Consider the following 22728-nt stretch of genomic DNA (forward strand, 5'->3'; position numbering starts at 1 on the left):
CGTCAAGATTAAATTCCAGAATCCCTGTCTGCTCACGCAGATGGGGATTTTGTTTTTATAGAAGTCCCAAGTTTTCACAGACACGTTATTCACTAACGGATCTGTCACAGAATTTCTTGACGACCATAGAGCATTGGAACCACCTGATCCCATCCCGAACTCAGCAGTGAAACGATGCATCGCCGATGGTAGTGTGGGGTTTCCCCATGTGAGAGTAGGTCATCGTCAAGATTGAATTCCAAAACCCCTGTTTGCTCACGCAGACAGGGGTTTTGTTTTTGTGCACGATAAATCTTAAGATTGCGGCCCTGGCTGCCCCACGCTCGGTTCCCGTCCTGCGTAACTCAATCGATTGCCAATGATGCGGCAACAACTCCCTGGCTCCTCCAGCCCGCTGCGTTGATAGTCGAGCTCAAGTAGACATACAGATCCATCAGCGCTGCTGCGCGTCTTCCAACTCGCAACGAACCAGCGACGTACCATTTCAGAGAATTCGCTCACGCCCCGATTGAGCCGCCTAAGCGCTGTGCCAACCCCACACAGCGCCCGCTCAGCATCCGCCGACCAAAAACGTAACCTGCCTCGTGTTCTCGCAGGCTGAGCATGCTGCATATCTGCGCCACCCTGAATGGCCGTGTGCACCTGGTTTTAAACACCAAGTGTTTATCTTTCGTCGGATTAAACAAAATGCCATCACAAATGGCTAAGTTTTCCGAGTTTGGTGCCGACAGCCTCTTGAGCAATGCGTGCTTTAGTAGAGCTGCCGGAAAAAGGCTGCCTGCGCTGTTACACGGAATGTTACGCCCGTACGCATCCCCACTCTTGGCATAAGAAGTCCCATGAAATGAATCTCAAGTTCAGCCATAAAATCCTTCTGGCCGCTTCAGGCGTCGTGGTTCTGGCGTTTGCGTTGTTCACGTTGTACAACGACTACCTGCAGCGAAACACCATCAAGCAAAACATCGAGTCGTCAGTGCAACAAGCTGGCAACCTGACTGCCAGCAGCGTTCAAAATTGGCTGACTGGTCGTATTCTGGTGCTCGAAAGCCTCGCGCAAAATGTGGCGCATCAAGGCAGCCAGGCTGATTTGCCTGGGTTGGTTGATCAGCCCGCCTTCACGTCGAACTTTCAATTTACCTATGTGGGTCAGGCAAACGGCGTGTTTACCCAACGCCCAGACGCCAAGATGCCAGACGGTTACGATCCGCGTGAGCGGCCGTGGTACAAGCAAGGTGTCATTGCCGGTCAAACCATGCTGACACCGCCGTATATGGCAGCAGTCGGTGGTTTGATTGTGACCATCGCCATGCCAGTCAAAAAGAACGGTGAGTTGCTGGGTGTTGTCGGTGGCGATTTGAGCCTGGACAGCTTGGTAAAAATCATCAACTCGGTAGATTCAGGCGGTTTGGGCTACGCGTTCCTGGTCAGCGGTGACGGCCAGGTTATCGTGAGTCCTGAAAAAGATCAGGTCATGAAAAACCTGAAAGACATCTACCCGTCGAGTGCGCTGCGCATTCAGAAAGGCATCCAGGAAGTGAGCCTCAATGGCCATGAGCGGATTATGTCCTTCACGCCTGTAACCGGCTTGCCTGCGGATTGGTATATCGGGCAATCGCTCGATAAAGAAAAAGCTTACGCACCGCTATCTAAGTTCCGTACCTCTGCATTTATCGCGATGTTTATTGCGGTCGCCGTGATTGCCGTGCTGCTGAGTCTGTTGATTCAGTTCCTGATGCGTCCTTTGACTACGATGGGCCGCGCGATGCAGGACATTGCGCAAGGCGAAGGTGACCTGACACGTCGCTTGGTGATTGAGAGCAAAGACGAGTTCGGCTTGCTGGCCAGCTCTTTCAACCAGTTTGTAGAACGTATTCACGCATCGATTTCCGAAGTGTCTTCGGCAACCCGTCAGGTGCATGATTTGTCCCAGCGGGTGATGGCGTCGTCCAATGCTTCGATCCTGGGTTCGGATGAGCAAAGTGCGCGTACCAACAGCGTTGCTGCCGCCATCAACGAGTTGGGTGCTGCCACACAAGAAATCGCACGCAACGCCGCTGATGCTTCGCAGCACGCCAGCGGCGCAAGTGAGCAAGCGGATGATGGGCGTCAGGTGGTTGAACAGACCATTCAGGCCATGACCGAACTGTCGCAGAAAATTAGCTTGTCCTGTGCCCAGATCGAAACCCTGAATGCCAGCACCGACAACATTGGCCATATCCTGGACGTGATCAAAGGGATTTCCCAGCAAACCAACCTGTTGGCCCTCAATGCCGCCATTGAAGCAGCGCGTGCAGGTGAAGCGGGTCGTGGTTTCGCTGTTGTAGCGGATGAGGTGCGCAACCTTGCTCACCGCACTCAGGAGTCCGCAGAAGAGATCCATAAAATGATCACTTCACTGCAAGTGGGCTCGCGAGAAGCGGTGACCACCATGAACGCCAGTCAGGTTTCCAGTGAAGAGAGCGTTGAGGTGGCCAACCAGGCCGGCGCCCGTTTGATCAGCGTGACTCAGCGTATCGAAGAAATTGACGGCATGAACCAGTCGGTTGCAGCCGCGACTGAAGAACAGACGGCTGTAGTTGAAACGCTCAACGTCGATATCAACCAGATCAACCTGCTGAACCAGCAAGGTGTGGTTAATCTCAACGAAACGCTCAAAGATTGCGATGCTTTGTCGCAACAAGCCAGTCGCCTGAAGCAGTTGGTCGACAGCTTCAAGATCTGATTCAACGCGCGGTTAGTTATCCACAGCCCTGTCGTTTTAAACGTCAGGGCTGTTTTGTTTTTGGTTGCCCAAATACTGAGTAATTGCTTTAACAGCCCGGTGTAAATGAAGCTCCAGCTCTTTGACACACGCTTGCACCTCACGCCCGCGGGCCAGTTGCAACAGGGTGCGGTGATCATCCTGAGCCAGCGGCCCCAAGTTCATTTGTTGCAGGTTAAAACGCAAAAAGCGCTCTTCTTCTACCAAGCCAACATTCACTAACGCCAAGAGCTTCTTGTTGGGTGCTTTGTTGTAGAGCGCTTGGTGGAACAAACGATTGAGGGTGCCCACTTTGCTCAAGTCTGTTTCGACTTCCAGCGCCTGGATATACGCCGCGGCGTCTGCAAAGTCCTGTTCATCCAATAAAGGCACTGACAAGCGCAGCGCCTCGGATTCCAACAATAAACGAAGTTGGTAAGACTCCAGCGAACTGTCCTCAATCAAGGGTGCTACCACCGCGCCTTTGTACTGCTCCACGCGCAGTAAGCCTTGAGCTTCAAGCTGACGCAGTGCCTCGCGCACCGGCATGCGGCTCACACCAAACAACGTAGCCAGCGCCTCCTGTCGAATGGCAGTGCCACAGGGCAGGCGTCCATCAAGGATGGCATTGCGCAAGGATTCTTCTATCACCGAACGGGCTTGATGAGCCGCAACCGGAGCGTGCACTTCGATACTGCTTAAGGGGTTTAGTTTGACGGCCACGTTGGCGCACCCACGGCTGATAACCAGCTGCTTATTTGGATCCAATTCAAAGTAGGTACAGACCGAATCCTTGTCAAACCTCGTTACAGCGAGTTTAACGCGACTACACTCCCAGTGATCGCAAGGTGCCATTGTCTTTTTTTGTTTCTGGGCCCACTTTGCACAGATTCTTCTTAGGTGCCGCTTGATGGAATACGCAGTTGGCTCGCCGGTTTAGCCTTCCTTTACCCTTGCGCTGGTTGTTAACAGCCTTGTTGCTGGCTGGCACCTTGCTGGGCGGCCTGCACGCTGATTGGGATTTTTCCGTGATCAGCCGCCGTGCCGAAACGCTTTACGGGCCCCTGGGCGAGGGCCGCAAACGGATTGATGCCTGGCAACAATTATTAGCCACCCAAAAACAAATCCCAGAAGCTGAAAAGCTGCGGGTGGTTAACCAGTTCTTCAACGCACAGCTCAAATACCGCGAAGACATCGATTTGTGGCATCAGGAGGATTACTGGGCCACGCCGATTCAAGCGCTCTGGAAAGGCGCGGGTGATTGTGAAGATTACGCGATCGCCAAGTATTTCAGCCTCCGGCACCTGGGTGTACCCAGTGAGAAGCTGCAAATCACGTACGTAAAAGCCCTGAGCCTGAACCGCGCGCACATGGTGCTCACCTACTACCCAAGCCCCAATGCCATGCCGCTGGTACTCGACAGTTTGATGGACGCCATCAAACCCGCCAACCAGCGCACTGACTTGTTACCGGTCTATTCTTTCAATGCACAAGGCCTCTGGCTACCGGGCGCCAATAACACCAAGAAAGTGGGCGACACCAAACGTTTGTCTCGCTGGCAGGATGTACTGAAAAAAATGCAGGCAGAAGGTTTTCCGATTGAGACCAGCCAATAACCTGGAGCAACCATGTCCCTGTTCAAACAACTGTTAATTGCGATCTGTTTGTTTCTGGTGATCGCCTTCAGTGGCAGCTTTATGGTCAGCCTTGAAAGCTCGCGCGCGCAATACGTCAACCAACTGCGCTCCCATGCTCAGGATGCTGCCACCGCATTGGCCGTGTCCTTGACCCCCAACATCGACGATCCCGCCATGACCGAATTAATGGTCAGCTCGATTTTCGACAGCGGCTACTACGCCAGCATTCGGGTGGTCGATGCCAAGGACGGCAAGGTCCTGGTCGAACGCAGCGCGACACCCAATAGCAGCCAGGTACCGTCATGGTTCGTCAAACTGATCGGCCTGGAACCGGCCGGCGGCGATGCCATTGTCAGTCGCGGCTGGGAGCAAGCTGCACGGGTAGAGGTGGTCAGCCATCCCATGTTTGCCCTCGCCAAGCTTTGGCAAAGTGCATTGGGCAGTCTGGCGTGGTTGCTGCTCTGCGGTGTTGTGAGCGCGATACTGGGGGCTTTGCTGCTGCGTCGTCAGCTCAAGCCGCTGGATTATATGGTTGAACAGTCTCAAGCCATTGCCCGGCGAGAGTTTCTCAGCCTGCCTGAACTGCCGCGCACTCCGGAACTGCGCCGCGTGGTGCAAGCCATGAACCAAATGGTCGAAAAACTCAAAGCCCTGTTCAAGGAGCAGGCCGAACGCAGCGAACGCCTGCGCATCGAGTCTTATCAGGACAAGCTGACCGGGCTGGCCAATCGACGTTATTTTGAAATGCAGTTGCATGACCGCGTCACGCATGGCGAGCGGGCCAGTTCGGGCTATCTGCTCATGATCCGGGTAAAAGATTTGGCTGGGCTCAATCAGCGCCTGGGCGGGCAACACACCGATCAGTTACTGCAAGCCGTTGCCCAGTTGTTAATGCGCCAGTGCGCCAAATACCCCGAAACACACAACATGATCACCCGTGTGCGCGGGGGCGAATTTGCCGTACTGGCCCCCGGCCTGGTCCACGAAGAGGCCTTGCAACTGGCGCAGGCGCTGGAAACAGACTTTGTCAGCCTTCAGACCACAGGCGCCTCGGATCTGGCACCGATCGCCACCATTGGTGTTGTGTCTTATGTGGCCGGGGACCCGCCACAAGCGGTGCTTGGGTTAGCGGATCAAGCGTTGGCACAAGCCGATGCTCATACCGAGCACTGTTGGGTCTGCATTGAACAAGGCGAAGGGCTGGCCGTGAGCGAGGATCACCACGCGTGGCACAGCCTGCTTGAGAAGGCATTGAGCCAGCGCCGTTTTGAACTGTATTTCCAGCCGGTCGTGGCCGCTCAGAATCCCGCGATGGTGTTGCATTACAAAGTCATGTCGCGTTTGCTCGACGATGGCGGCCAAGCGATCCCTGCGGGGCGCTTTCTGCCTTGGCTGGAACGCTTTGGCTGGTCTGACCGGCTGGACAGCCTGATCTTTGACCGGGTGCTGGAGCAAATGCGAGACCACGACCAGTCCTTGGCGTTGAACCTGTCGCCAGCGTCTATGGCTGATCCGCAGTCGCTAGACCGACTGATGCAACTGCTGCATAAAAACCGTGACCTTGGCCCTCGGCTCACGCTGGAAATAGCCGAAGAACACCTCCCGGAACAAGCGGTGCTGGAGCAGATCACCCGTCGTCTGCGTGAGTTGGGCTTTTCGTTGAGCCTGCAACGTTTTGGCGGGCGCTTCAGCATGATCGGCAACTTGGCGAGCCTGGGCCTCGCGTATTTGAAGATCGACAGCAGTTATATCCGCGCCATTGATCAGGAGCCCGACAAGCGTCTGTTTATCGAGGCGATTCAGCATGCCGCCCACAGTATTGATTTGCCGCTGATCGCTGAGCGTGTCGAGACAGAAGGTGAGTTGAAGGTCATCCGCGACATGGGTTTATGGGGCGTGCAAGGTCAACTGTTCGGCTCGCCCGCGCTCTGGAAGTAATGCCGGGTCAAATCAGCCCGCTTTCATCATCGGTAATTAAATGGTTCAGGCCATCGAGTGCTTCACGGGCTTGCGTGCGGTCCATCAACTTGGCTTGAGCCGCCGCCGGTAAGTCGGTGACACGAATGACCCCTTTTTGCGTGAGTACCTGAATCAGGTCGTCGAGTACCCGGATCATTTCCAGGTCACTTTGGCGCAGTTGCTGCAAACGCTTTTCAACGATCACATTGGTTTGCCACGCCAGTATTTCAGGGTGGTCAGCAGGCAGCGTTGCGCTGGCGCCTGCAAATTCAAGCGCATCAACCCGACTTAACGCACCTTGGGCATCACGTTGCACGTAGAACATTGAACAGCCCCCTCAAGGTCACGACGAACACAATGATGTGAGCATAGGCCAACAATTGATTGGCGGCAGACTCCTCGTGCGGGGGGGCGCCTGACCCTGCTTTTAAAGGGATTTGTGGCCTACACTTGGCCGCATTACAACAGCCCATTACGCAGTTTCAACAGTTAGCAGGTGAAGGATGGGCGTACTTAGCCGTAACCATGTCAGCGAGCCTGTGCCTCGTATTTCGCAGCAGCCTCACGGTGTACTGGCCACATTGATTCGTCTGCCGTGGCTCTGGGCTATTTTGCTGCTCGCCTCGGCGGTGCGTTTTTATGGTTCCACCGCGTCTGCTATCTGGTGCGACGAAGGCTCCAGCCTGCTGTTGAGCCAATTCTCGCTGGCGGGCATCTGGCTGCATGCCGCCCGCGATGTGCACCCCCCACTGTATTTCATGCTGTTGCATGGTTGGATTGCACTGTTCGCAGACAACCTGTTTTCCATTCGCGCCCTGAGCGTATTACCCGGTATTGCCACGGTGTTTCTTGGCATGTGGTGGATGCGTCTGATCTCGACCCAACGCGCGGCCTTGCTCGCGGGCCTATTGCTGGCGCTACTACCGACGGCCGTACGTTACAGCCAGGAAGTGCGCATGTACGCATGGCTGGGTGTGTGGCTGATGGCGGCCACGATTGCCTTGGTGTATTGGGTTAAAACTCCAGCTAAAAACCGATATCTGCTGGCGTATGCCGCACTGATGGCGGCCGCGTTCTACACCCATTACTTCAGCGCCTTCTGTGTGTTGGCCCATTGGCTGTATGTGCTGTTGCTCAGTGCCCGCAAAACCGGTCCCGATGCGCTGATCAAACGACCCGCGTGGTGGGTCGCCAATGTGGCGATTGTGGTGTTGTTTTTGCCCTGGTTGCCGGGGCTTGTTGATTTGTTGCAACACATGGACCAACTCAAAGCAGGCGGTGATGTGGGCTGGGAGCCTGCCGTGGATGCACGCTCGTTGCCCGCGATGACGTGGCAGTTTTTGATTCAGGATGAAGGCGACGACCTACCCTGGCCTCTGTTCTGGCTCGGGCCGTTGTTGCTGTTGGGCGTGCTGGCGGGTGCTGCACTGCGTGATCGCACACCCTACAAATTGCCGACGCTTCTGGTCATTTACACCGTGCTGCCGATTCTGCTGATTTATGTGGTGTCGTTTATTTCGCCGCTCTTTATTGAGCGTTACCTGATGTTTGCTGCGCTGGGGCTGCCGATGATCGTAGCGCTGGTGGCTGACCGCCTGTACCCGCGCTGGCGCGTTGTGGAAGTGGGCTTACTGACGATATTCATCGGGGCTGAGCTGCTCGGTCTACGCAGCAACTTCAGCAACGAGGCCGATCACTTCGACCGTTTGGTGGGGCACGTCAATCAGCAGTTTTTACCCGGTGACCGGATCGTTGTCAGCGATCTGTTTTGGTACTTCAGCTACGTCTACTACAACAAGACCGGTTCGCAGCCCATGCTGTACACGCCGCCGACCCACGACGGCGCGTCAGGGCGGCCGAACGCTTATGGTTTTGGCACGTTGATGACGCACGCTGACGCAAGCCTCTATGTCGATCGGCTGCAAGACCTGCCGTCCGGCCCCGGGCGAGTCTGGTTGATCAGCAGCAGTGAGCAGCCTGACGATTTTGCGCCTATCCCGGCGCGCTGGCGCAAGGCGCAAGACCTGACCTTCGATGACACCCAGGCTCGTCTATATTTGACCTGTGACACGGGCGAATGCGGGCGCGAGCGTGATCGGTCGCCATTGGAAGCCAGCAATAATCTGTTAAAGAATTAATTTGCAACACTTGACTGAGACCGGCTCGCCGCGCAGTATTAATAGTTAGCAAACTAACATTATGTGACACTTCTCTTGCCTGACACTCTTGATTCACTCCAAATGAGCCTCAGCACCGGGATGGTGGTCGCGACTCGCCATTGGCGACGCGTGTGCCAAACCACGCTGATCAACTACGGTATTTCCGAAGCCTGCGCCATGCCGCTGCTGATCATCGGGCGTTTGGGTGAGGGCGTGCGGCAAGTGACCGTCGCCCATGCTGCGGGTATGGAAAGCCCGTCGCTGGTGCGCCTGCTCGATCAACTGTGCAAAGACGGCTATGTGCGCCGTTGCGAAGACGCCAGTGACCGACGCGCCAAGACCTTAAGCCTCACCGACACTGGCCGAGCGCTGGCGCAGGCGATTGAAGCGCAATTGGTGCAGTTGCGCCGCGCGGCGCTGGCCGATATCTCGCTGGCCGACCAGCAAGCTGCGTTGCGGGTGATTAAAGCCTTCGAAGCAGCCGGTCAACTGACTGACGGAGCCGGCTCTTGAACGGTTTTTTCAGCAGCATGCCGCCAGCCCGCGACTGGTTTTACGGCGTACGTACTTTCGCCGCGTCGATGATTGCGCTGTACATCGCCCTACTCATGGAAATGCCGCGTCCGTATTGGGCGATGGCAACGGTTTACATCGTTTCCAGCCCCTTCGTTGGGCCAACCAGCTCCAAGGCCGTGTACCGCGCCCTCGGCACCTTGCTGGGTGCCGCGGCGGCTGTGTTCTTTGTGCCGCTGTTTGTGCAAACCCCGTTTTTGCTGGTGCTGGTGATTGCTCTGTGGACCGGCATCCTGTTGTTCCTGTCGCTGCACCTGCGCACCGCCAACAGTTACATCTTCATGCTGGCGGGCTACACCATGCCCATGATCGCTTTGCCCATCGTCGATAATCCGCTCAACGTTTTCGACATTGCCATCTCGCGTACCGAAGAAATCATGCTCGGTATTGTTTGCGCGGCCGTTGTGGGCAGCATGTTCTGGCCGCGCCGTTTGACCCCGGTATTTATCGATGCCGCAGGCAAGTGGTTTGGTGACGCTGCCAACTACAGCAAACACTTTCTGGCCCGCGATGTAGAGCCGAACAAAGCCAGCGGCTTGCGCTCCTCGATGGTGGCGACGTTCAACACGCTTGAGTTGATGATTGGTCAGCTGCCCCACGAGGGCGCGCACCCGCAGACCGTGCGCAATACAAAAGAACTGCGTGGGCGAATGATCCACCTGCTGCCCGTGGTGGATGCCCTCGACGATGCGTTATACGCCCTCGAACGGCGCACCCCCGAGCTGGTGGAAAAAGTGACCCCGCTGCTCGACCACACACGTCAATGGCTGGACAGCACAAGCCAAGGGGCGCCCGTCGAGCACTGGAAAGCCCTGCGCCACGAACTTGAAGCGCTGCAACCCGGCGCGGCGGCGCTCGATGATCGCCGCCAACTGTTGTTGTCCAACGTGCTCTACCGCTTGGGTGAGTGGATCGATTTGTGGCAAGACTGCCGCAGCTTGCAACAAGCCATCACCACCGGCGATCAAGAGGTCTGGCGCGCGGTGTATCGGCATTGGCGCCTGGGCCGCCTGACGCCGTTTCTGGACCGCGGCCTGATGCTCTATTCGGCGTTCTCCACCGTAACCGCCATTGTTGTGGCGTGCGTGTTGTGGATTTTGCTCGGGTGGACCGACGGCGCCAGTGCTGTGATTCTGGCGGCCGTCGCGTGCAGTTTTTTTGCCGCGATGGACGACCCGGCCCCGCAGATTTACCGGTTCTTTTTCTGGACCTCGCTGTCGGTGTTGTTCGCCAGTTTGTACCTGTTCGTGATCCTGCCCAACCTGCATGATTTTCCGATGCTGGTGCTGGCGTTCGCGGTGCCCTTTATTTGTGTCGGCACGCTCACCGTGCAACCGCGCTTCTATCTGGGCACGTTGCTGACGATTGTGAACACCGCATCGTTTATCAGCATTCAGGGTGCCTACGACGCCGACTTCATGGTGTTCATGAACGCCAACCTGGCCGGCCCGATAGGCTTGTTGTTTGCGTTTGTGTGGACCCTCATCGCGCGGCCTTTTGGCGCTGAACTGGCGGCCAAACGCCTGACACGGTTCAGTTGGCGCGACATCGTACGCCTTACCAAACCGGCGACCCTGGCGGAACACCGGCAGATGGGCGCACAAATGCTCGACCGCCTGATGCAACATTTACCGCGTCTGGCCATGACGGGCCAAGACACCGGCATTGCAGTGCGTGAGCTGCGCGTGGCGCTCAACCTGCTGGACCTGCTCGCGTATGCGCCTCGGGTGACCGGCGGCCCGCAACTGCTGCTGCGTCAGGTGGTCAGTGACGTGGGCGATTATTTTCGCGCCTGCCTGATGTCGGGCGAACGCTTGCCCGTGCCTGCGGGGTTGCAGATGACGATGGATCGTACGCGCCGTGCGCTCAATGCCACCGATTTGCAGGACGAAGGTGACGCACGCGTTCACTTGCTGCACGCGTTAAGCGGTTTGCGGCTGGCGCTGTTGCCCGGCGTCGAATTTATAGTCGACAACGACGACCTGCCCCAGCCCCATGTACAAGGCATTGATGGAGCGCCGTTATGATCGGTGATGTGGATGTCAGTGGCGTGTTCCTGCCCACACTTCTGGTGCTGATGGGCATCACTTACTTGCTGTTTTTGGTGATTCACGCGGTGCTTACGCGTGTGCACTTTTACCGCCTGGTCTGGCACCGGGCTTTGTTCAACGTCGGTCTCTACGCTCTGCTGCTTGGCGTTGTGGATTCGTTTAGTCGATATTTGATGACATGAAAAAACCTTTATTGACCTTGGGCCGCGTCGTTCTCACCTTGCTGGTGGTGGCGTTTGCCTGCGTCGTGGTCTGGCGCATGACGATGTATTACATGTTTGCGCCCTGGACGCGGGACGGCCACATCCGGGCCGACGTGGTGCAAATTGCTCCCGACGTTTCGGGCCTGATCAAGCAGGTTGAGGTGCGTGACAACCAGCCCGTCACCCGTGATCAAGTGCTGTTTGTGATCGATCAGGAGCGTTTCAAATTGGCCTTGCGCCAGGCCCAAGCCACCGTGGCAGACCGCAAGGAAACCCTGGCTCAGGCGCAACGCGAAAGCCGTCGTAACAAAGGGTTGGGCAATCTGGTCGCGCGTGAGCAACTGGAAGAAAGCCAGTCCCGCGAAATGCGCGCCCAAGCGGCCCTCACCGAAGCTCAAGTGGCCGTGGACAGTGCCCAGCTCAACCTGGACCGCACCGTGGTGCGCAGCCCGGTGGACGGCTATGTCAACGACCGCGCGCCACGGGTCAATGAGTTCGTGACCGCCGGGCGACCGGTGTTGTCGATTGTTGACAGCAGTTCGTTTCACATCGACGGCTACTTTGAAGAAACCAAACTCGACGGCATCCACGTTGGCCAAAGCGTCGATATCCGCGTGATTGGCGACAATGCGCGCCTGCGCGGGCATGTCGAAAGCATCGTGGCCGGTATCGAAGACCGTGACCGCAGCAGCGGCCAGAACCTGCTGCCCAACATTAACCCGGCGTTCAGCTGGGTGCGTTTGGCGCAACGGATTCCCGTGCGCATCGTGTTTGACGACGTGCCCGAAGATTTCCGCATGATCGCCGGGCGTACCGCCACTGTCTCGATCATCGAAGACTCCCCCAAGGCCAAACCTGCGCAGGAGAACGCGCAATGAAAGCTGTTCACCTGGCAGCCGTAGGGCTGGGTTTGCTGCTGTCGGGCTGTCAGTTGGTGGGGCCTGATTACCACCTGCCCAAAGACGCCGCATTGCAGCGCGCGGATGTACAGGGTGAGTTTGCGGGCAAGGGCGCCAACGTGATGTCGGCTCCCGTGCCCGCCGATTGGTGGAAGCTCTATCAAGACCCCAAACTCAATGAGCTGGTGCGCCAGGCGCTGGCCTCCAACACCGACTTGCGGGTCGCGGCGGCAAACTTGTCGCGGGCGCGGGCGCAAGTTGAACAAGCGCAATCGGCAGGTGGCTGGAGCGGCTCGGTGAAGGCGGGTGCCCAGCGCTTGCAAGAGTCCGGCGAAGCGTTCTTGCTGGCAGATAAAGTCCCGGTCGCCAACGTGGGTGATCTGGGTATCAGCACCTCGTATCAGTTCGATTTGTGGGGCACCTTGCAGCGCGGCATTGAGGCCGCACAAGCCAACGCCGATGCGACGCAGGCCGCCGCCGACACCGCGCGCATTACCTTGGTGGCGGACGTGGTTCGGGCCTACACCCAAGTGTGCGCGGCAAACGAAGAGCACCACATCGCCGAAGAGTCGCTCACGCTGCAAGCGCAAAGCACACACCTGACCCAACAGTTGCGGGATGCGGGGCGCGGCGACGAAACCCAGGTCACCCGTTCGCAGACGCAATTCAAATCGTTGCGCGCGGAACTGCCGCGCTACGAAGCCTTGCGCCAGTCCGGCCTGTTTCGTTTGTCGATGTTGCTGGCCAAGCCGCTCGACCAACTGCCCGCTGGCGTTGCCACCTGCGCCGAGCTGCCGCATATCGCGCAATTGCTGCCGGTGGGCGATGGCGCTGCGTTGCTCAAACGCCGCCCGGATGTGCGCCAAGCAGAGCGTCATCTGGCGGCGGCCACGGCTGAAATCGGGGTGGCCACCGGCTCGCTGTACCCGGACATCAGCATTGGCGCGAGCATCGGGACCGTCGGCATCATTGATAATCTGGGCACCGCACCCACCAACCGCTGGGGCTTTGGCCCGCTGTTGAGCTGGACCATTCCTACCAACGGTTCGCGGGCGCGGATCCGTGAAGCCGAAGCCGTCACCCAAGGCGCGCTGGCCAAGTTCGACGGTGTGGTGCTGAACGCCATCCGTGAAACCCAAACCAGCCTGGTGCAATACACCGCGCTGTTGCAGCGCCGCGATGCCTTGGCAGAAGCCGAAGCGTCGGCCAAAACCGCAGCCGATCAAACGCATCAGTTCTTTCAGGCAGGGCGCGAGTCGTTTTTGGCTGACCTGCAAGCGACCCGCACCTACACCGACATGCGCGCGCAACTGTCGGCCGCTAACACCCAGGTAGCCATGAGCCAAATCGACCTGTTTCTGGCCCTGGGCGGCGGCTGGGAAAGTGGACGAACGCAAGCCCCGGCCAACGCGAAACCCTGAGGGCGTTGCTATGCTCTGAGAGGTCGGTATCAAAACGATGGCTCAGGGCGTCGCGGGTCTTTTAGCCCTCCCCATCGCGCAGGCAATGCTTGATGGGGATACTAATAATGAAAAACCCTTATGCTCCCGGTTTCTGGTGTGCGGTGGTCGCGGTGGTGCTGCTGTCTGCGACCTATTTCTACGGCATCATGCTGGCGCACCAGATCGATAAGGCGATGTTTTTCCTCGACAGCGCCAGTGCGTTGATTGCGGTACTGGCCATTGCGATGGTGGCGTGGGCGACGGTGCAAACCCGGCACATCAAAAAGCGCCAGGTCGAAGAGGGCCAGACCCGGGTCTTGATCTGGGACGCCAAAGTCGCGCTGCGGCGGGTCGAAACCGTTTTCGACCGCTACTTTTGGGGCAGTTATTGGCAGCCGGGCCGCACGTTCCAGGAATTTATGGGCGAACTCACCGGCACCCCGCTGGAAAAAAGCCTCGACGCCTTGAAAACCCAATGCCTGAAACTCGACAAAGCCCTGCCCTCGGAGGAGCGCCAATGGCTCGACTGCGCGCGTGAGTTATCTGACGTCGCGGCCGCAATGGCCCGTGAGCGTTATCAGCTGGATTACTCAGACTCATCTGTAAATCCGGTAGGTGAAATCTGCATTGATCACGACCTCGAAGTGTTGGTGTACACCTGGAGCGCCAGCCTCAAGGCTTTTGACCATCGTCTGGATGAAATCGACCGTCTCTACGCCCACTCCTCATGAATTTTGCGTGACTGAAACAGGCGACCGGCGGGTCGCCAGTGTTACCCTGCTGCCACTTTTCGGCCCACGACGGGCTTGGCAAAGACCGCTATTACTTTCAACACAACGGACATTGAACGGGTCAACTGATGAATAAACCATTAGGCGTGCTAGTAGGGATTGTTGTTATTGCAGGTGCTCTGAACACCGCTGGCGCTTGGTACACCGGGACCAAACTGGAAGGCGTGCTGCAAACGTCGATCCAGGAAGCCAACAAAGAACTCGCGTCGCAACTGCAAGGCACGCCAACCCACGGCTCGATCGAACTGGTATCGCTTGATCGTCATCTCTACAGCAGCACCGCCAACTACCGGGTAAAAATGTCGGACGACTCCGCCGGGCCGGGTGCCCAGCCTGTGGAGTTGCTGTTCGTTGACCACATTGAGCACGGCCCGTTGCCGTGGTCGCGTATCAAAACCTTTAAATGGATGCCGGTGATGGCCACCAGCAACTATTCGCTGGTAAAAACCCCGTTCACTGCAAAATGGTTTGCTGCCGCCAAAGAGCAGTCGCCGTTGCAAGGTCAGGTCACGCTGGCTTACAACCGCGCAGTAGAAGGCCACATGGAGCTGCTGCCTCTGGAAATGGCCCTGGACGCCAACTCCAGCCTCAGCTTCTCGGGCATGAGCATGGAAGGGCAGTCCGATGCCGAAGGTCAAAACTTCAAAGGCAAAGGCTACATGGACCACTTCAAGCTCAATGCCGTGTTCCCTAACAGACCGCCTTTGCTGGTTGAACTCAATGGCCTGACCGCGGCCAGTGACTTGAACAAAAGCGAGTTTGGTTTCTTCCTCGGCCAGAACTTCCTGAAACTGAGTGAAAGCCAAATCACCTTTGGTGATCGTCAGTCGGTGCTCAAGCTCAACAACTTTGAATACTCCGGTTCCACCTCCGCCAAGGGTCAATTATTGTCCGGGCGGTTGGACTACAAGGTGGGTGACGTGACCCTCAACAACAACCCGGTGGGCACCGCACAACTGGTCATGAGTGCCAGCAGCCTGGACATTCCGGCCATGCAGGCGTTGTTTCAGATTTACCAGACCAAATTCCAGCCCAAGGCTGACGGCACGTTGCCCGCCCGCGAGCTGACGCTGGCTGAGCAAACCCAGTTGCAAACCCAGCTCGAAACCTTGCTGGCCGCCAAGCCGAAGATGGCCGTGGAGAAGCTCAGCGTAAAAACACCTAATGGCGAAAGTGAGTTCAACCTGGCCGTTGCGCTGGCTCAGCCCGCCGCACTTGACCAGCCGCCGGTAGAAGTCACCAAGCAACTGCTGACCTCGCTGGACGCCAAGCTGCAATTGTCCAAGCCGATGATTGCTGATCTTGCCGGTGTGCAGGCGCAGTTGGCAGGGCAAACTGATCCGCAGGCCCTGGCTCAGGTTGGCACCATGACCAGCGACATGGTCAGCAACCTTGCCGTGGGCACGGGCCTGGCAAAAGTTGAAGGCACTAACATCCTGGCGACGTTGAACTACGCAGCAGGGCAGGTGGACTTCAATGGCCAGAAAATGAGCCTTGAAGACTTCATCACCCAAATGACGATGCGCTTCAACGCTCCGATGCAATAACCGACCAAGACGTAGCCATTGCCCACACCGCGCTCGACTGCGAAGCGATCGTAAACCCGACTACCGCGGTGCCTTTGAGGCACCGGGTTGAACGGTTTACGACCGCTACGCGCCCGAGCGCAGCCTCGCATGACGTGTCAACGACTACAGGCGGCACCCAAGTATCGACAGGTGTTGGCTCAGATTGAACCCTGAGCTTGCTCCATGATCCACTCCACGAACGCTTTGACTTCATCGCGTTGCATGGCATCGGGTCGGGTCACGACGTAGTAGGCGAAGCGTGCAGGCCAGGGTTTATCCAGCACCTGTACGAGACGCCCCGCAGCGATTTCTTCGCGTGCGTGCTCTTGCGCCACTAACGCCAGCCCCTGGCCTGCCTCTGCTGCGCGAATAAGTAAAAAGTCATCTTCAAACGCCGTCCCGCGTTCTGCGCGAGGGTCTTTTGCTACGCCATGCGCTGCGAGCCACAAGGCCCAGTCTGCCCGGTCAGAGTCGTGCAATAGGGCAAAGTTGAGGCAATCCTGCGGTTCCATCAGCCGGGGGATCGCAGCCATAAAGGCAGGACTGGCGACGGGCACTAAAACGGGCGCCATCAACTGCGTGACGTGCAGGTTGGGATAGACCCCCAGACCATGGCGCAACGCTACATCGATTCGATCACGGCGCAAGTCCATCACCGCAGAAGTCGCCTCGACCCGTACTTCGATGTGTGGATGACGCTGATTGAAGCGGCCCAGGCGCGGTACCAGCCACGAGGCGGCGAAGGTGGCGACCGTGCTGACCGTCAGGGTTTGCCGCGACTTGATCGCCTCCAGAGAATTCATGGCCTCCTGCATTTGCTCAAAAGCCTGGAGCAGGGCGGGATGAACGCTGGCTCCGGCTTCTGTGAGACGCAGGCCACTTCGCTCGCGGGTAAAAAGCGCCATTGCGACCCGATCCTCCAACAACCGAATCTGTTGGCTAACCGCGCCTGGTGTCACGCTCAACGCGTGAGCAGCGTGCTTGATACTGCCTCGTTGACCCACTTCAACGAAGCAACGTAGCGCGAGCAGGGGCAGTGAAGTCGCCATCGAGTTTAGTTTTCCTAAATACAGTGCGTAGAACGTATCGTTTCTACTGAGCCAGCGTGGCCCTGATAATACAGCGCGTTTAGAGGTACTGAACGACTGTAGAAAAACTAAATCAAAGGCGCTGTAGGTGCCGCGATCATCCTGCCGGGCAAGGCCGCAGGGTGGGAGGTTGCAAGATGATCACGCTCTATACCGATAGCTCACCCAACGGTTTCAAGATCACCATCGCCCTGGAAGAACTGGGGCTGGCGTACACGTTACGACACGTCAAAATCGCAGAGGGCGAAAACAGGCGGCCCGATTTCCTGCACCTGAATCCGCACGGGCGTATCCCTGTACTGGTAGATGACAGCAGCGGCATAACGCTGTTCGAATCGGCAGCCATCTTGCTCTACCTGGCCGACAAGACGGGGCAACTGCTGCCCTCAGTCCCCACGATGCGCTGGGAAGCGATTCAATGGTTGATGTTTAACGCCGCAAGCGTTGGGCCAATCATCGGGCAGCGAGTGCATTTTGAACTGTTTGCCGCAGCCCGAAACCCTGAAGCCATTGCTCATTACCGACGTTTGGTGAATGAAGCGTTTGCCACGCTGGACCGTCGTTTGGCAGCGCACCCCTATCTGGCGGGCGAGGCGTATTCCATCGCCGATATAGCCCAGTTTGGTTGGACCCACATCGCGCGCATCATCGGTTTCGACTTCAGTGTGCATAAACACATGAGTGCCTGGCACGAGCGGGTCGCGGCGCGGCCCGCCGTGCAGCGAGGCATCGCGCTGCCCGCGCCCGCGACAGAGGCTTGAGCCAGAAACAAGAAAGCCCGCACAGGGCGGGCTTCTTGGGGGCGCAGACTGTCTGAGACAGGTCCAGGCGGAAATATGGTGCACCAGGCGGGATTCGAACCCACGACCACTGCCTTCGGAGGGCAGTACTCTATCCAGCTGAGCTACTGGTGCAACGCGGGCGCCATGATACTCATCTGCGTGTCACCCGTCCATGCCGCTGATTGTGCAGGTGTTTCTTGCGTCAATATGGGCTATTAATGGAGGCCGTGTGAAAAAAGGGGAAACACAGTCGCTTGTTCTTTTTTTCGAACAACCTATTGTCCTTTACCCCCTTTACTCCTAGGATTCGTTTGAGATTTCAAACGCTCTTGTCTGAGTGCTAAACCGCACGCCGTGTGTGTTGTGCGTTTTTTGAACACTTTGGCAGTGAATGACTTCCTGACGGCAGCCATCTCTGGCGCCTTTCTACACTCAATAATTTGCCCCGCGCCTGCGCGGTGCTGTTAAGGAAAGCCCACCATGCAGCTCAAAGACGCACAGTTGTTCCGCCAGCAAGCCTATATCGATGGTGCTTGGGTAGACGCGGACGGCGGTCAGACAATCAAGGTCAACAACCCGGCCACCGGTGACATTCTCGGTACGGTGCCAAAAATGGGCGCTGCCGAAACCCGTCGCGCCATTGAAGCTGCTGATAAAGCACTTCCCGCCTGGCGTGCCCTGACTGCCAAAGAACGTGCGACCAAACTGCGCCGTTGGTTTGAACTGCTGATTGAGCACCAGGACGACTTGGGTCGCCTGATGACCCTGGAGCAAGGCAAGCCGCTGGCCGAAGCCAAGGGCGAAATCGTTTACGCCGCGTCGTTCATCGAGTGGTTCGCCGAAGAAGCCAAGCGTATTTATGGCGATGTGATTCCCGGCCATCAGCCGGACAAGCGCCTGATCGTCATCAAACAGCCCATTGGCGTAACGGCCGCAATCACCCCGTGGAACTTCCCGGCGGCCATGATCACCCGTAAAGCCGGCCCGGCGCTGGCGGCTGGCTGCACGATGGTGATCAAGCCTGCTTCGCAAACCCCGTTCTCGGCATTGGCACTGGTTGAGCTGGCGCATCGCGCAGGCATCCCTAAAGGCGTGCTGAGCGTGGTCACCGGCAGCGCTGGCGACATCGGCGGTGAGCTGACCAGCAACCCGATCGTGCGCAAACTGTCCTTCACCGGTTCGACCGAGATCGGTCGCCAACTGATGGCTGAATGCGCCAAGGACATCAAAAAAGTCTCGCTGGAACTGGGCGGCAACGCGCCATTTATCGTGTTCGACGACGCCGATCTGGATAAGGCCGTCGAGGGCGCGATCATTTCCAAATATCGCAACAATGGCCAGACCTGCGTCTGTGCCAACCGTCTGTACATTCAAGATTCGGTGTACGACGCGTTTGCTGAAAAGCTCAAAGTCGCAGTGGCCAAGCTGAAAATCGGCAACGGTCTGGAAGAGGGCACCACCACCGGCCCGCTGATTGATGAAAAGGCCGTGGCCAAAGTCAAAGAGCACATTGCCGACGCACTGAGCAAAGGTGCCACCCTGTTGACCGGCGGCCACAGCCTCGAAGGCAGCTTCTTCGAGCCGACAATTCTGGTTAACGTGCCGAAAAATGCCGCTGTGGCGAAGGAAGAAACCTTTGGCCCGCTGGCGCCGCTGTTCCGCTTCAAAGACGAAGCCGAAGTGATTGCCATGGCCAACGACACCGAGTTCGGCTTGGCCTCGTACTTCTATGCACGCGACCTGAGCCGTGTGTTCCGTGTGGCAGAAGCCCTGGAATACGGCATGGTCGGTGTCAACACCGGTCTGATTTCCAACGAAGTCGCGCCGTTTGGCGGCATCAAAGCGTCGGGCCTGGGCCGTGAAGGCTCCAAGTACGGCATCGAAGACTACCTGGAAATCAAATATCTCTGCCTGGGGATCTAAACCCGGCGGGTGGTTCAAGCAGAAGGGGCACGAGAGCGATGCTTCTTCTGCGTTTCAAACTGTTAACTTTTGTGGCCGGGTGCGCCATGCCAGTCGATCATCGCATGCTGGCATGAGTGTCTCCTTGGCGCGTCAGCCTTGAACCACGCTGCTTGATGAGCAGCGAATGAGGAACACCATGAGCAACAAGACCAACGCATCCCTGATGAAACGCCGTGAAGCCGCTGTCCCGCGCGGTGTTGGCCAGATTCACCCGATCTTCGCGGAGTCGGCCCACAACGCGACCGTGACTGACGTTGAAGGTCGTGAGTTCATCGACTTTGCAGGCGGTATCGCCGTGCTCAACACCGGTCACCTGCACCCAAAAATCATTGCGGCCGTGCAAGCGCAGCTGACCAAGCTGACTCACACCTGCTTTCAGGTACTGGCCTACGAGCCGTACGTTGAGCTGTGTGAAAAAATCAACGCCAAGGTGCCGGGTAATTTCGAGAAAAAAACCCTGCTGGTCACCACGGGGTCTGAAGCGGTCGAAAACGCCGTGAAAATCGCCCGTGCTGCCACGGGTCGCGCGGGTGTCATCGCATTCACCGGCGCTTACCACGGTCGCACCATGATGACCCTGGGCCTGACCGGTAAAGTCGTGCCGTACTCGGCGGGCATGGGCCTGATGCCAGGCGGCATCTTCCGTGCGCTGTTTCCGTGCGAGCTGCATGGCATCAGCGTGGATGACTCCATCGCCAGCATCGAGCGCATCTTCAAAAACGACGCCGAGCCTAAAGACATCGCCGCCATCATCATCGAGCCGGTACAGGGCGAAGGTGGTTTCTATGTGGCGCCAAAAGCGTTCATGGCACGCCTGCGCGAGCTGTGCGACAAGCACGGCATCCTGCTGATCGCCGACGAAGTGCAAACCGGTGCCGGTCGTACTGGTACCTTCTTCGCCATGGAGCAGATGGGCGTGACCGCCGACCTGACCACCTTTGCCAAATCCATCGCAGGCGGCTTCCCGCTGGCCGGTGTGTGCGGCAAGGCTGAACTGATGGACGCCATTGCGCCAGGCGGTCTGGGCGGCACCTATGCCGGTAGCCCGATTGCCTGTGCCGCTGCATTGGCGGTGCTCGAAGTGTTTGAAGAAGAGCACCTGCTGGACCGTTGCAAAGCGGTCGGCGAGCATCTGGTGACGGGCCTCAAAGCGATTCAGGCCAAGTACCCGGTCATCGGTGATGTCCGTGCGCTGGGCGCGATGATCGCTGTCGAGCTGTTTGAAGGCGGCGACTCGCACAAACCTAACGCGGCAGCCGTGGCTCAAGTAGTCGCCAAGGCGCGTGAGAAAGGTCTGATTCTGTTGTCGTGTGGTCCTTACGGCAACGTGCTGCGGGTGCTAGTACCGCTGACCTCGCCTGACGAGCAACTGGACAAAGGTCTGGCCATCATCGAAGAATGCTTCGCTGAATTGGCGTGAGTCTTAACGTCTGAGTTGTGATCGGCTACACAAAAAAACCGCTTCGGCGGTTTTTTTTCGTCTGTGAAACGCATTTAAGGCATTTTGCCTGTATCCGACGCGTGGCATTGACTAAGGTGCATGGACATCCCTCGGAGTGCATTCATGACTGCTGTTGAAGTATCCGCCACGCCGAGCGTGCTGATTGCCGAGACTGACCCCTGGTCTCGGGACCTGCTCAAACAAGTGGTGCTGAGCGTGCGTTGCGACGCGCAACTGGACGTGTGTGGCGAAGGCCAGCAAGCACTCGCGTTGCTGAGTGAAAAGGACTATGACCTGGTGATTGCGGACTGGGACTTGCCGGGCGTGAGTGGGTTGGACCTGCTGCGCAATGTGCGTCAGCGCCGCCGCCAGCCGGTATTGCCATTCATCTTGTTAAGCAGCCGCAATGACAGCGCCAGCGTGCGTGAAGCGTTGCCGCTGGCGCCCACCGCTTACCTGACCAAGCCGTTGGACATGCCCGGCCTGACACAGCGCTTGCAAGGCCTGCTACTCAGCGCGGGGCAAGAGGTTGCGTGCGATGTGCCCGCGTTGACGCCGGGCATGACCCTTAAGCGTTTTTTGGAGCACCGCCGCGCGTCCTCCGACGGCGCGCCGCTGCTGGCCGATGTGCAACTGGCGGTCAAGCGCAGCCTTAACCCTGGCGGACTGGACCTCAAATTGCTTGAGCAGGAAGTGCGCACTGACCCGCAAATCACCGCTGTACTGATTGCGGCTGCCAACAGCGCTGCCCAGCACCGCGTCAGCCCGGTACAAACCCTGGCTCAGGCGTTGCAGCGCTTGGGGCCGGCGCAAAGCATGAACCTGGTGTTGGGGCTGACCCTCAAACGCAGTGCCCGCCTGAGCGACCCATGCCTGGCCGACTACGCCGAACACTACTGGAACGCGTCGCTGCACACCGCCGAGTACGGGCGCACGCTGGCGCGCATGCTCAACTTGGATCAGGAGCGCTGTTATTGCGCCGGTTTGCTGCATCGTTTGGGCGATTTAGCGTTGTTGCGTTGCCTGCAAGAGTGGCTGCAAGCCGGAGGGGAGCTGGATACCCGCGCCATTGATGAGTCACTGGCTGAATTCGGCGCCGCCTATGGTTCGGCGTTGCGCACGCGCTGGCGCTTGCCGCTGGAGCTGCGCGAGTTGATTGCGGCGATTTATCACTTGGGGGGCGGGGTGTATTCGCGCGAAGCGTTGCTGATGAACCTTGCCGGGCAAGTGGCCAACTTGAAGCCTGAAGAAGGCATGGACGCGTTGGCCAAGAGTAAAACGGCACGCTTGTTGAAGATCGGCGTACCCGAGCTGTCACGGCTGATCAAAAAAACCTGAATAACCGTGTAGCAGTTGCCGAAGGCGACGTCCTGTCTCAGAGCCGTCCTAAAGAGGAGGCACTTGATCAGATCAGCCGCAGTGCCGGAGTT

At 57.9% G+C, this 22728-nt stretch carries 18 protein-coding genes, 1 tRNA gene and 1 rRNA gene; 16 read left to right on the top strand and 4 right to left on the bottom strand.

Going from position 1 to position 22728, the window contains the following annotated elements; all coding sequences use genetic code 11:
• Positions 1-115 precede the first annotated feature (115 nt).
• Both rrf and AP059_RS05705 read left to right on the top strand, forming a co-directional pair.
• A 5S ribosomal RNA gene (rrf, locus tag AP059_RS05700) occupies positions 116-231 on the top strand.
• A 613-nt stretch (positions 232-844) separates the two neighbouring features.
• Positions 845-2722 carry a methyl-accepting chemotaxis protein gene (locus tag AP059_RS05705; RefSeq protein ID WP_059762207.1) on the top strand — a complete coding sequence of 626 codons (1878 nt, stop codon included), beginning with the start codon at positions 845-847 and terminating at the stop codon, positions 2720-2722.
• Between the two features lie 36 nt (positions 2723-2758).
• Here the strand turns inward: AP059_RS05705 and AP059_RS05710 are convergent, their stop codons facing one another.
• The gene (locus AP059_RS05710; RefSeq protein ID WP_059762292.1) at positions 2759-3463 is read right to left on the bottom strand and encodes a GntR family transcriptional regulator; all 705 of its coding nucleotides are present in this window, start codon (positions 3461-3463) and stop codon (positions 2759-2761) included.
• A 200-nt stretch (positions 3464-3663) separates the two neighbouring features.
• On the opposite strand from AP059_RS05710, the gene lapG reads away from it, so the two are divergent.
• Together lapG and lapD are read left to right on the top strand one after the other, a co-directional pair.
• Positions 3664-4356 (top strand): cysteine protease LapG, encoded by a 693-nt coding sequence (gene lapG, locus AP059_RS05715; RefSeq protein WP_048364740.1) that lies wholly within the window; start codon positions 3664-3666, stop codon positions 4354-4356.
• 12 nt (positions 4357-4368) lie between these two features.
• Positions 4369-6315 carry a cyclic di-GMP receptor LapD gene (gene lapD / locus AP059_RS05720; RefSeq protein ID WP_059762208.1) on the top strand — a complete coding sequence of 649 codons (1947 nt, stop codon included), beginning with the start codon at positions 4369-4371 and terminating at the stop codon, positions 6313-6315.
• A 7-nt stretch (positions 6316-6322) separates the two neighbouring features.
• On the opposite strand, the gene AP059_RS05725 is transcribed toward lapD, so the two are convergent.
• A complete protein-coding gene (locus tag AP059_RS05725; RefSeq protein ID WP_059762209.1) occupies positions 6323-6661 on the bottom strand; it encodes a hypothetical protein in 339 nt (112 codons plus the stop codon).
• A 178-nt stretch (positions 6662-6839) separates the two neighbouring features.
• Here AP059_RS05725 and AP059_RS05730 point away from each other — a divergent pair, with 178 nt between their 5' ends.
• From AP059_RS05730 to AP059_RS05765, 8 genes are all read left to right on the top strand, one after another.
• Positions 6840-8474, top strand: coding sequence for a glycosyltransferase family 39 protein (locus AP059_RS05730; RefSeq protein WP_059762210.1), 1635 nt, complete (start codon positions 6840-6842; stop codon positions 8472-8474).
• A gap of 102 nt (positions 8475-8576) precedes the next feature.
• Positions 8577-9008, top strand: a complete 432-nt coding sequence (locus AP059_RS05735) for a MarR family winged helix-turn-helix transcriptional regulator (RefSeq protein WP_059762211.1) — start codon at positions 8577-8579, stop codon at positions 9006-9008.
• Complete coding sequence (locus tag AP059_RS05740; protein WP_059762212.1) at positions 9005-11095, top strand: FUSC family protein; 2091 nt, start codon at positions 9005-9007, stop codon at positions 11093-11095. Before AP059_RS05735 ends, AP059_RS05740 begins: the two co-directional genes overlap by 4 nt.
• Positions 11092-11301 carry a DUF1656 domain-containing protein gene (locus AP059_RS05745; RefSeq protein ID WP_048364734.1) on the top strand — a complete coding sequence of 70 codons (210 nt, stop codon included), beginning with the start codon at positions 11092-11094 and terminating at the stop codon, positions 11299-11301. Before AP059_RS05740 ends, AP059_RS05745 begins: the two co-directional genes overlap by 4 nt.
• Positions 11298-12200 (top strand): efflux RND transporter periplasmic adaptor subunit, encoded by a 903-nt coding sequence (locus tag AP059_RS05750; protein WP_048364733.1) that lies wholly within the window; start codon positions 11298-11300, stop codon positions 12198-12200. The genes AP059_RS05745 and AP059_RS05750 overlap by 4 nt, the downstream gene beginning before the upstream one ends.
• Positions 12197-13642, top strand: coding sequence for an efflux transporter outer membrane subunit (locus AP059_RS05755; RefSeq protein ID WP_059762213.1), 1446 nt, complete (start codon positions 12197-12199; stop codon positions 13640-13642). Before AP059_RS05750 ends, AP059_RS05755 begins: the two co-directional genes overlap by 4 nt.
• Before the next feature lie 107 nt (positions 13643-13749).
• Complete coding sequence (locus tag AP059_RS05760) at positions 13750-14394, top strand: hypothetical protein (RefSeq protein WP_059762214.1); 645 nt, start codon at positions 13750-13752, stop codon at positions 14392-14394.
• Between the two features lie 128 nt (positions 14395-14522).
• Complete coding sequence (locus AP059_RS05765) at positions 14523-16001, top strand: YdgA family protein (protein WP_059762215.1); 1479 nt, start codon at positions 14523-14525, stop codon at positions 15999-16001.
• Positions 16002-16180: 179 nt separating this feature from the next.
• Here AP059_RS05765 and AP059_RS05770 read toward each other — a convergent pair whose 3' ends face one another.
• Positions 16181-17071 carry a LysR substrate-binding domain-containing protein gene (locus AP059_RS05770; protein WP_059762216.1) on the bottom strand — a complete coding sequence of 297 codons (891 nt, stop codon included), beginning with the start codon at positions 17069-17071 and terminating at the stop codon, positions 16181-16183.
• Positions 17072-17247: 176 nt separating this feature from the next.
• Here AP059_RS05770 and AP059_RS05775 point away from each other — a divergent pair, with 176 nt between their 5' ends.
• On the top strand, positions 17248-17871 hold the full coding sequence (locus tag AP059_RS05775) for a glutathione S-transferase family protein (RefSeq protein WP_059762217.1): 624 nt from the start codon (positions 17248-17250) through the stop codon (positions 17869-17871).
• A 76-nt stretch (positions 17872-17947) separates the two neighbouring features.
• Here AP059_RS05775 and AP059_RS05780 read toward each other — a convergent pair.
• Positions 17948-18024 (bottom strand) — tRNA-Arg (locus tag AP059_RS05780).
• A gap of 348 nt (positions 18025-18372) precedes the next feature.
• Between AP059_RS05780 and gabD the strand changes: the two genes are divergently transcribed.
• The 3 genes from gabD (at position 18373) to AP059_RS05795 (ending at position 22636) form a co-directional block, all read left to right on the top strand.
• Positions 18373-19815, top strand: coding sequence for an NADP-dependent succinate-semialdehyde dehydrogenase (gene gabD, locus AP059_RS05785; RefSeq protein WP_059762218.1), 1443 nt, complete (start codon positions 18373-18375; stop codon positions 19813-19815).
• A 178-nt stretch (positions 19816-19993) separates the two neighbouring features.
• Positions 19994-21277 carry a 4-aminobutyrate--2-oxoglutarate transaminase gene (gene gabT / locus AP059_RS05790; RefSeq protein ID WP_059762219.1) on the top strand — a complete coding sequence of 428 codons (1284 nt, stop codon included), beginning with the start codon at positions 19994-19996 and terminating at the stop codon, positions 21275-21277.
• A gap of 144 nt (positions 21278-21421) precedes the next feature.
• The gene (locus AP059_RS05795) at positions 21422-22636 is read left to right on the top strand and encodes a response regulator (protein ID WP_059762220.1); all 1215 of its coding nucleotides are present in this window, start codon (positions 21422-21424) and stop codon (positions 22634-22636) included.
• Positions 22637-22728: the final 92 nt, after the last annotated feature.

The sequence above is a fragment of the Pseudomonas sp. TAA207 genome (genome assembly GCF_001529285.1).
GTDB classification, from domain to species: domain Bacteria; phylum Pseudomonadota; class Gammaproteobacteria; order Pseudomonadales; family Pseudomonadaceae; genus Aquipseudomonas; species Aquipseudomonas weihenstephanensis.

Coding starts and splice junctions, on each gene's coding strand:
- AP059_RS05705 (WP_059762207.1), top strand. CDS start 845: ATGAATCTCAAGTTCAGCCATAAAATCCTTCTGGCCGCTTCAGGCGTC.
- lapD (WP_059762208.1), top strand. CDS start 4,369: ATGTCCCTGTTCAAACAACTGTTAATTGCGATCTGTTTGTTTCTGGTG.
- AP059_RS05725 (WP_059762209.1), bottom strand. CDS start 6,661: ATGTTCTACGTGCAACGTGATGCCCAAGGTGCGTTAAGTCGGGTTGAT.
- AP059_RS05730 (WP_059762210.1), top strand. CDS start 6,840: ATGGGCGTACTTAGCCGTAACCATGTCAGCGAGCCTGTGCCTCGTATT.
- AP059_RS05735 (WP_059762211.1), top strand. CDS start 8,577: ATGAGCCTCAGCACCGGGATGGTGGTCGCGACTCGCCATTGGCGACGC.
- AP059_RS05745 (WP_048364734.1), top strand. CDS start 11,092: ATGATCGGTGATGTGGATGTCAGTGGCGTGTTCCTGCCCACACTTCTG.
- AP059_RS05750 (WP_048364733.1), top strand. CDS start 11,298: ATGAAAAAACCTTTATTGACCTTGGGCCGCGTCGTTCTCACCTTGCTG.
- AP059_RS05755 (WP_059762213.1), top strand. CDS start 12,197: ATGAAAGCTGTTCACCTGGCAGCCGTAGGGCTGGGTTTGCTGCTGTCG.
- AP059_RS05760 (WP_059762214.1), top strand. CDS start 13,750: ATGAAAAACCCTTATGCTCCCGGTTTCTGGTGTGCGGTGGTCGCGGTG.
- AP059_RS05765 (WP_059762215.1), top strand. CDS start 14,523: ATGAATAAACCATTAGGCGTGCTAGTAGGGATTGTTGTTATTGCAGGT.
- AP059_RS05770 (WP_059762216.1), bottom strand. CDS start 17,071: ATGGCGACTTCACTGCCCCTGCTCGCGCTACGTTGCTTCGTTGAAGTG.
- AP059_RS05775 (WP_059762217.1), top strand. CDS start 17,248: ATGATCACGCTCTATACCGATAGCTCACCCAACGGTTTCAAGATCACC.
- gabD (WP_059762218.1), top strand. CDS start 18,373: ATGCAGCTCAAAGACGCACAGTTGTTCCGCCAGCAAGCCTATATCGAT.
- gabT (WP_059762219.1), top strand. CDS start 19,994: ATGAGCAACAAGACCAACGCATCCCTGATGAAACGCCGTGAAGCCGCT.
- AP059_RS05795 (WP_059762220.1), top strand. CDS start 21,422: ATGACTGCTGTTGAAGTATCCGCCACGCCGAGCGTGCTGATTGCCGAG.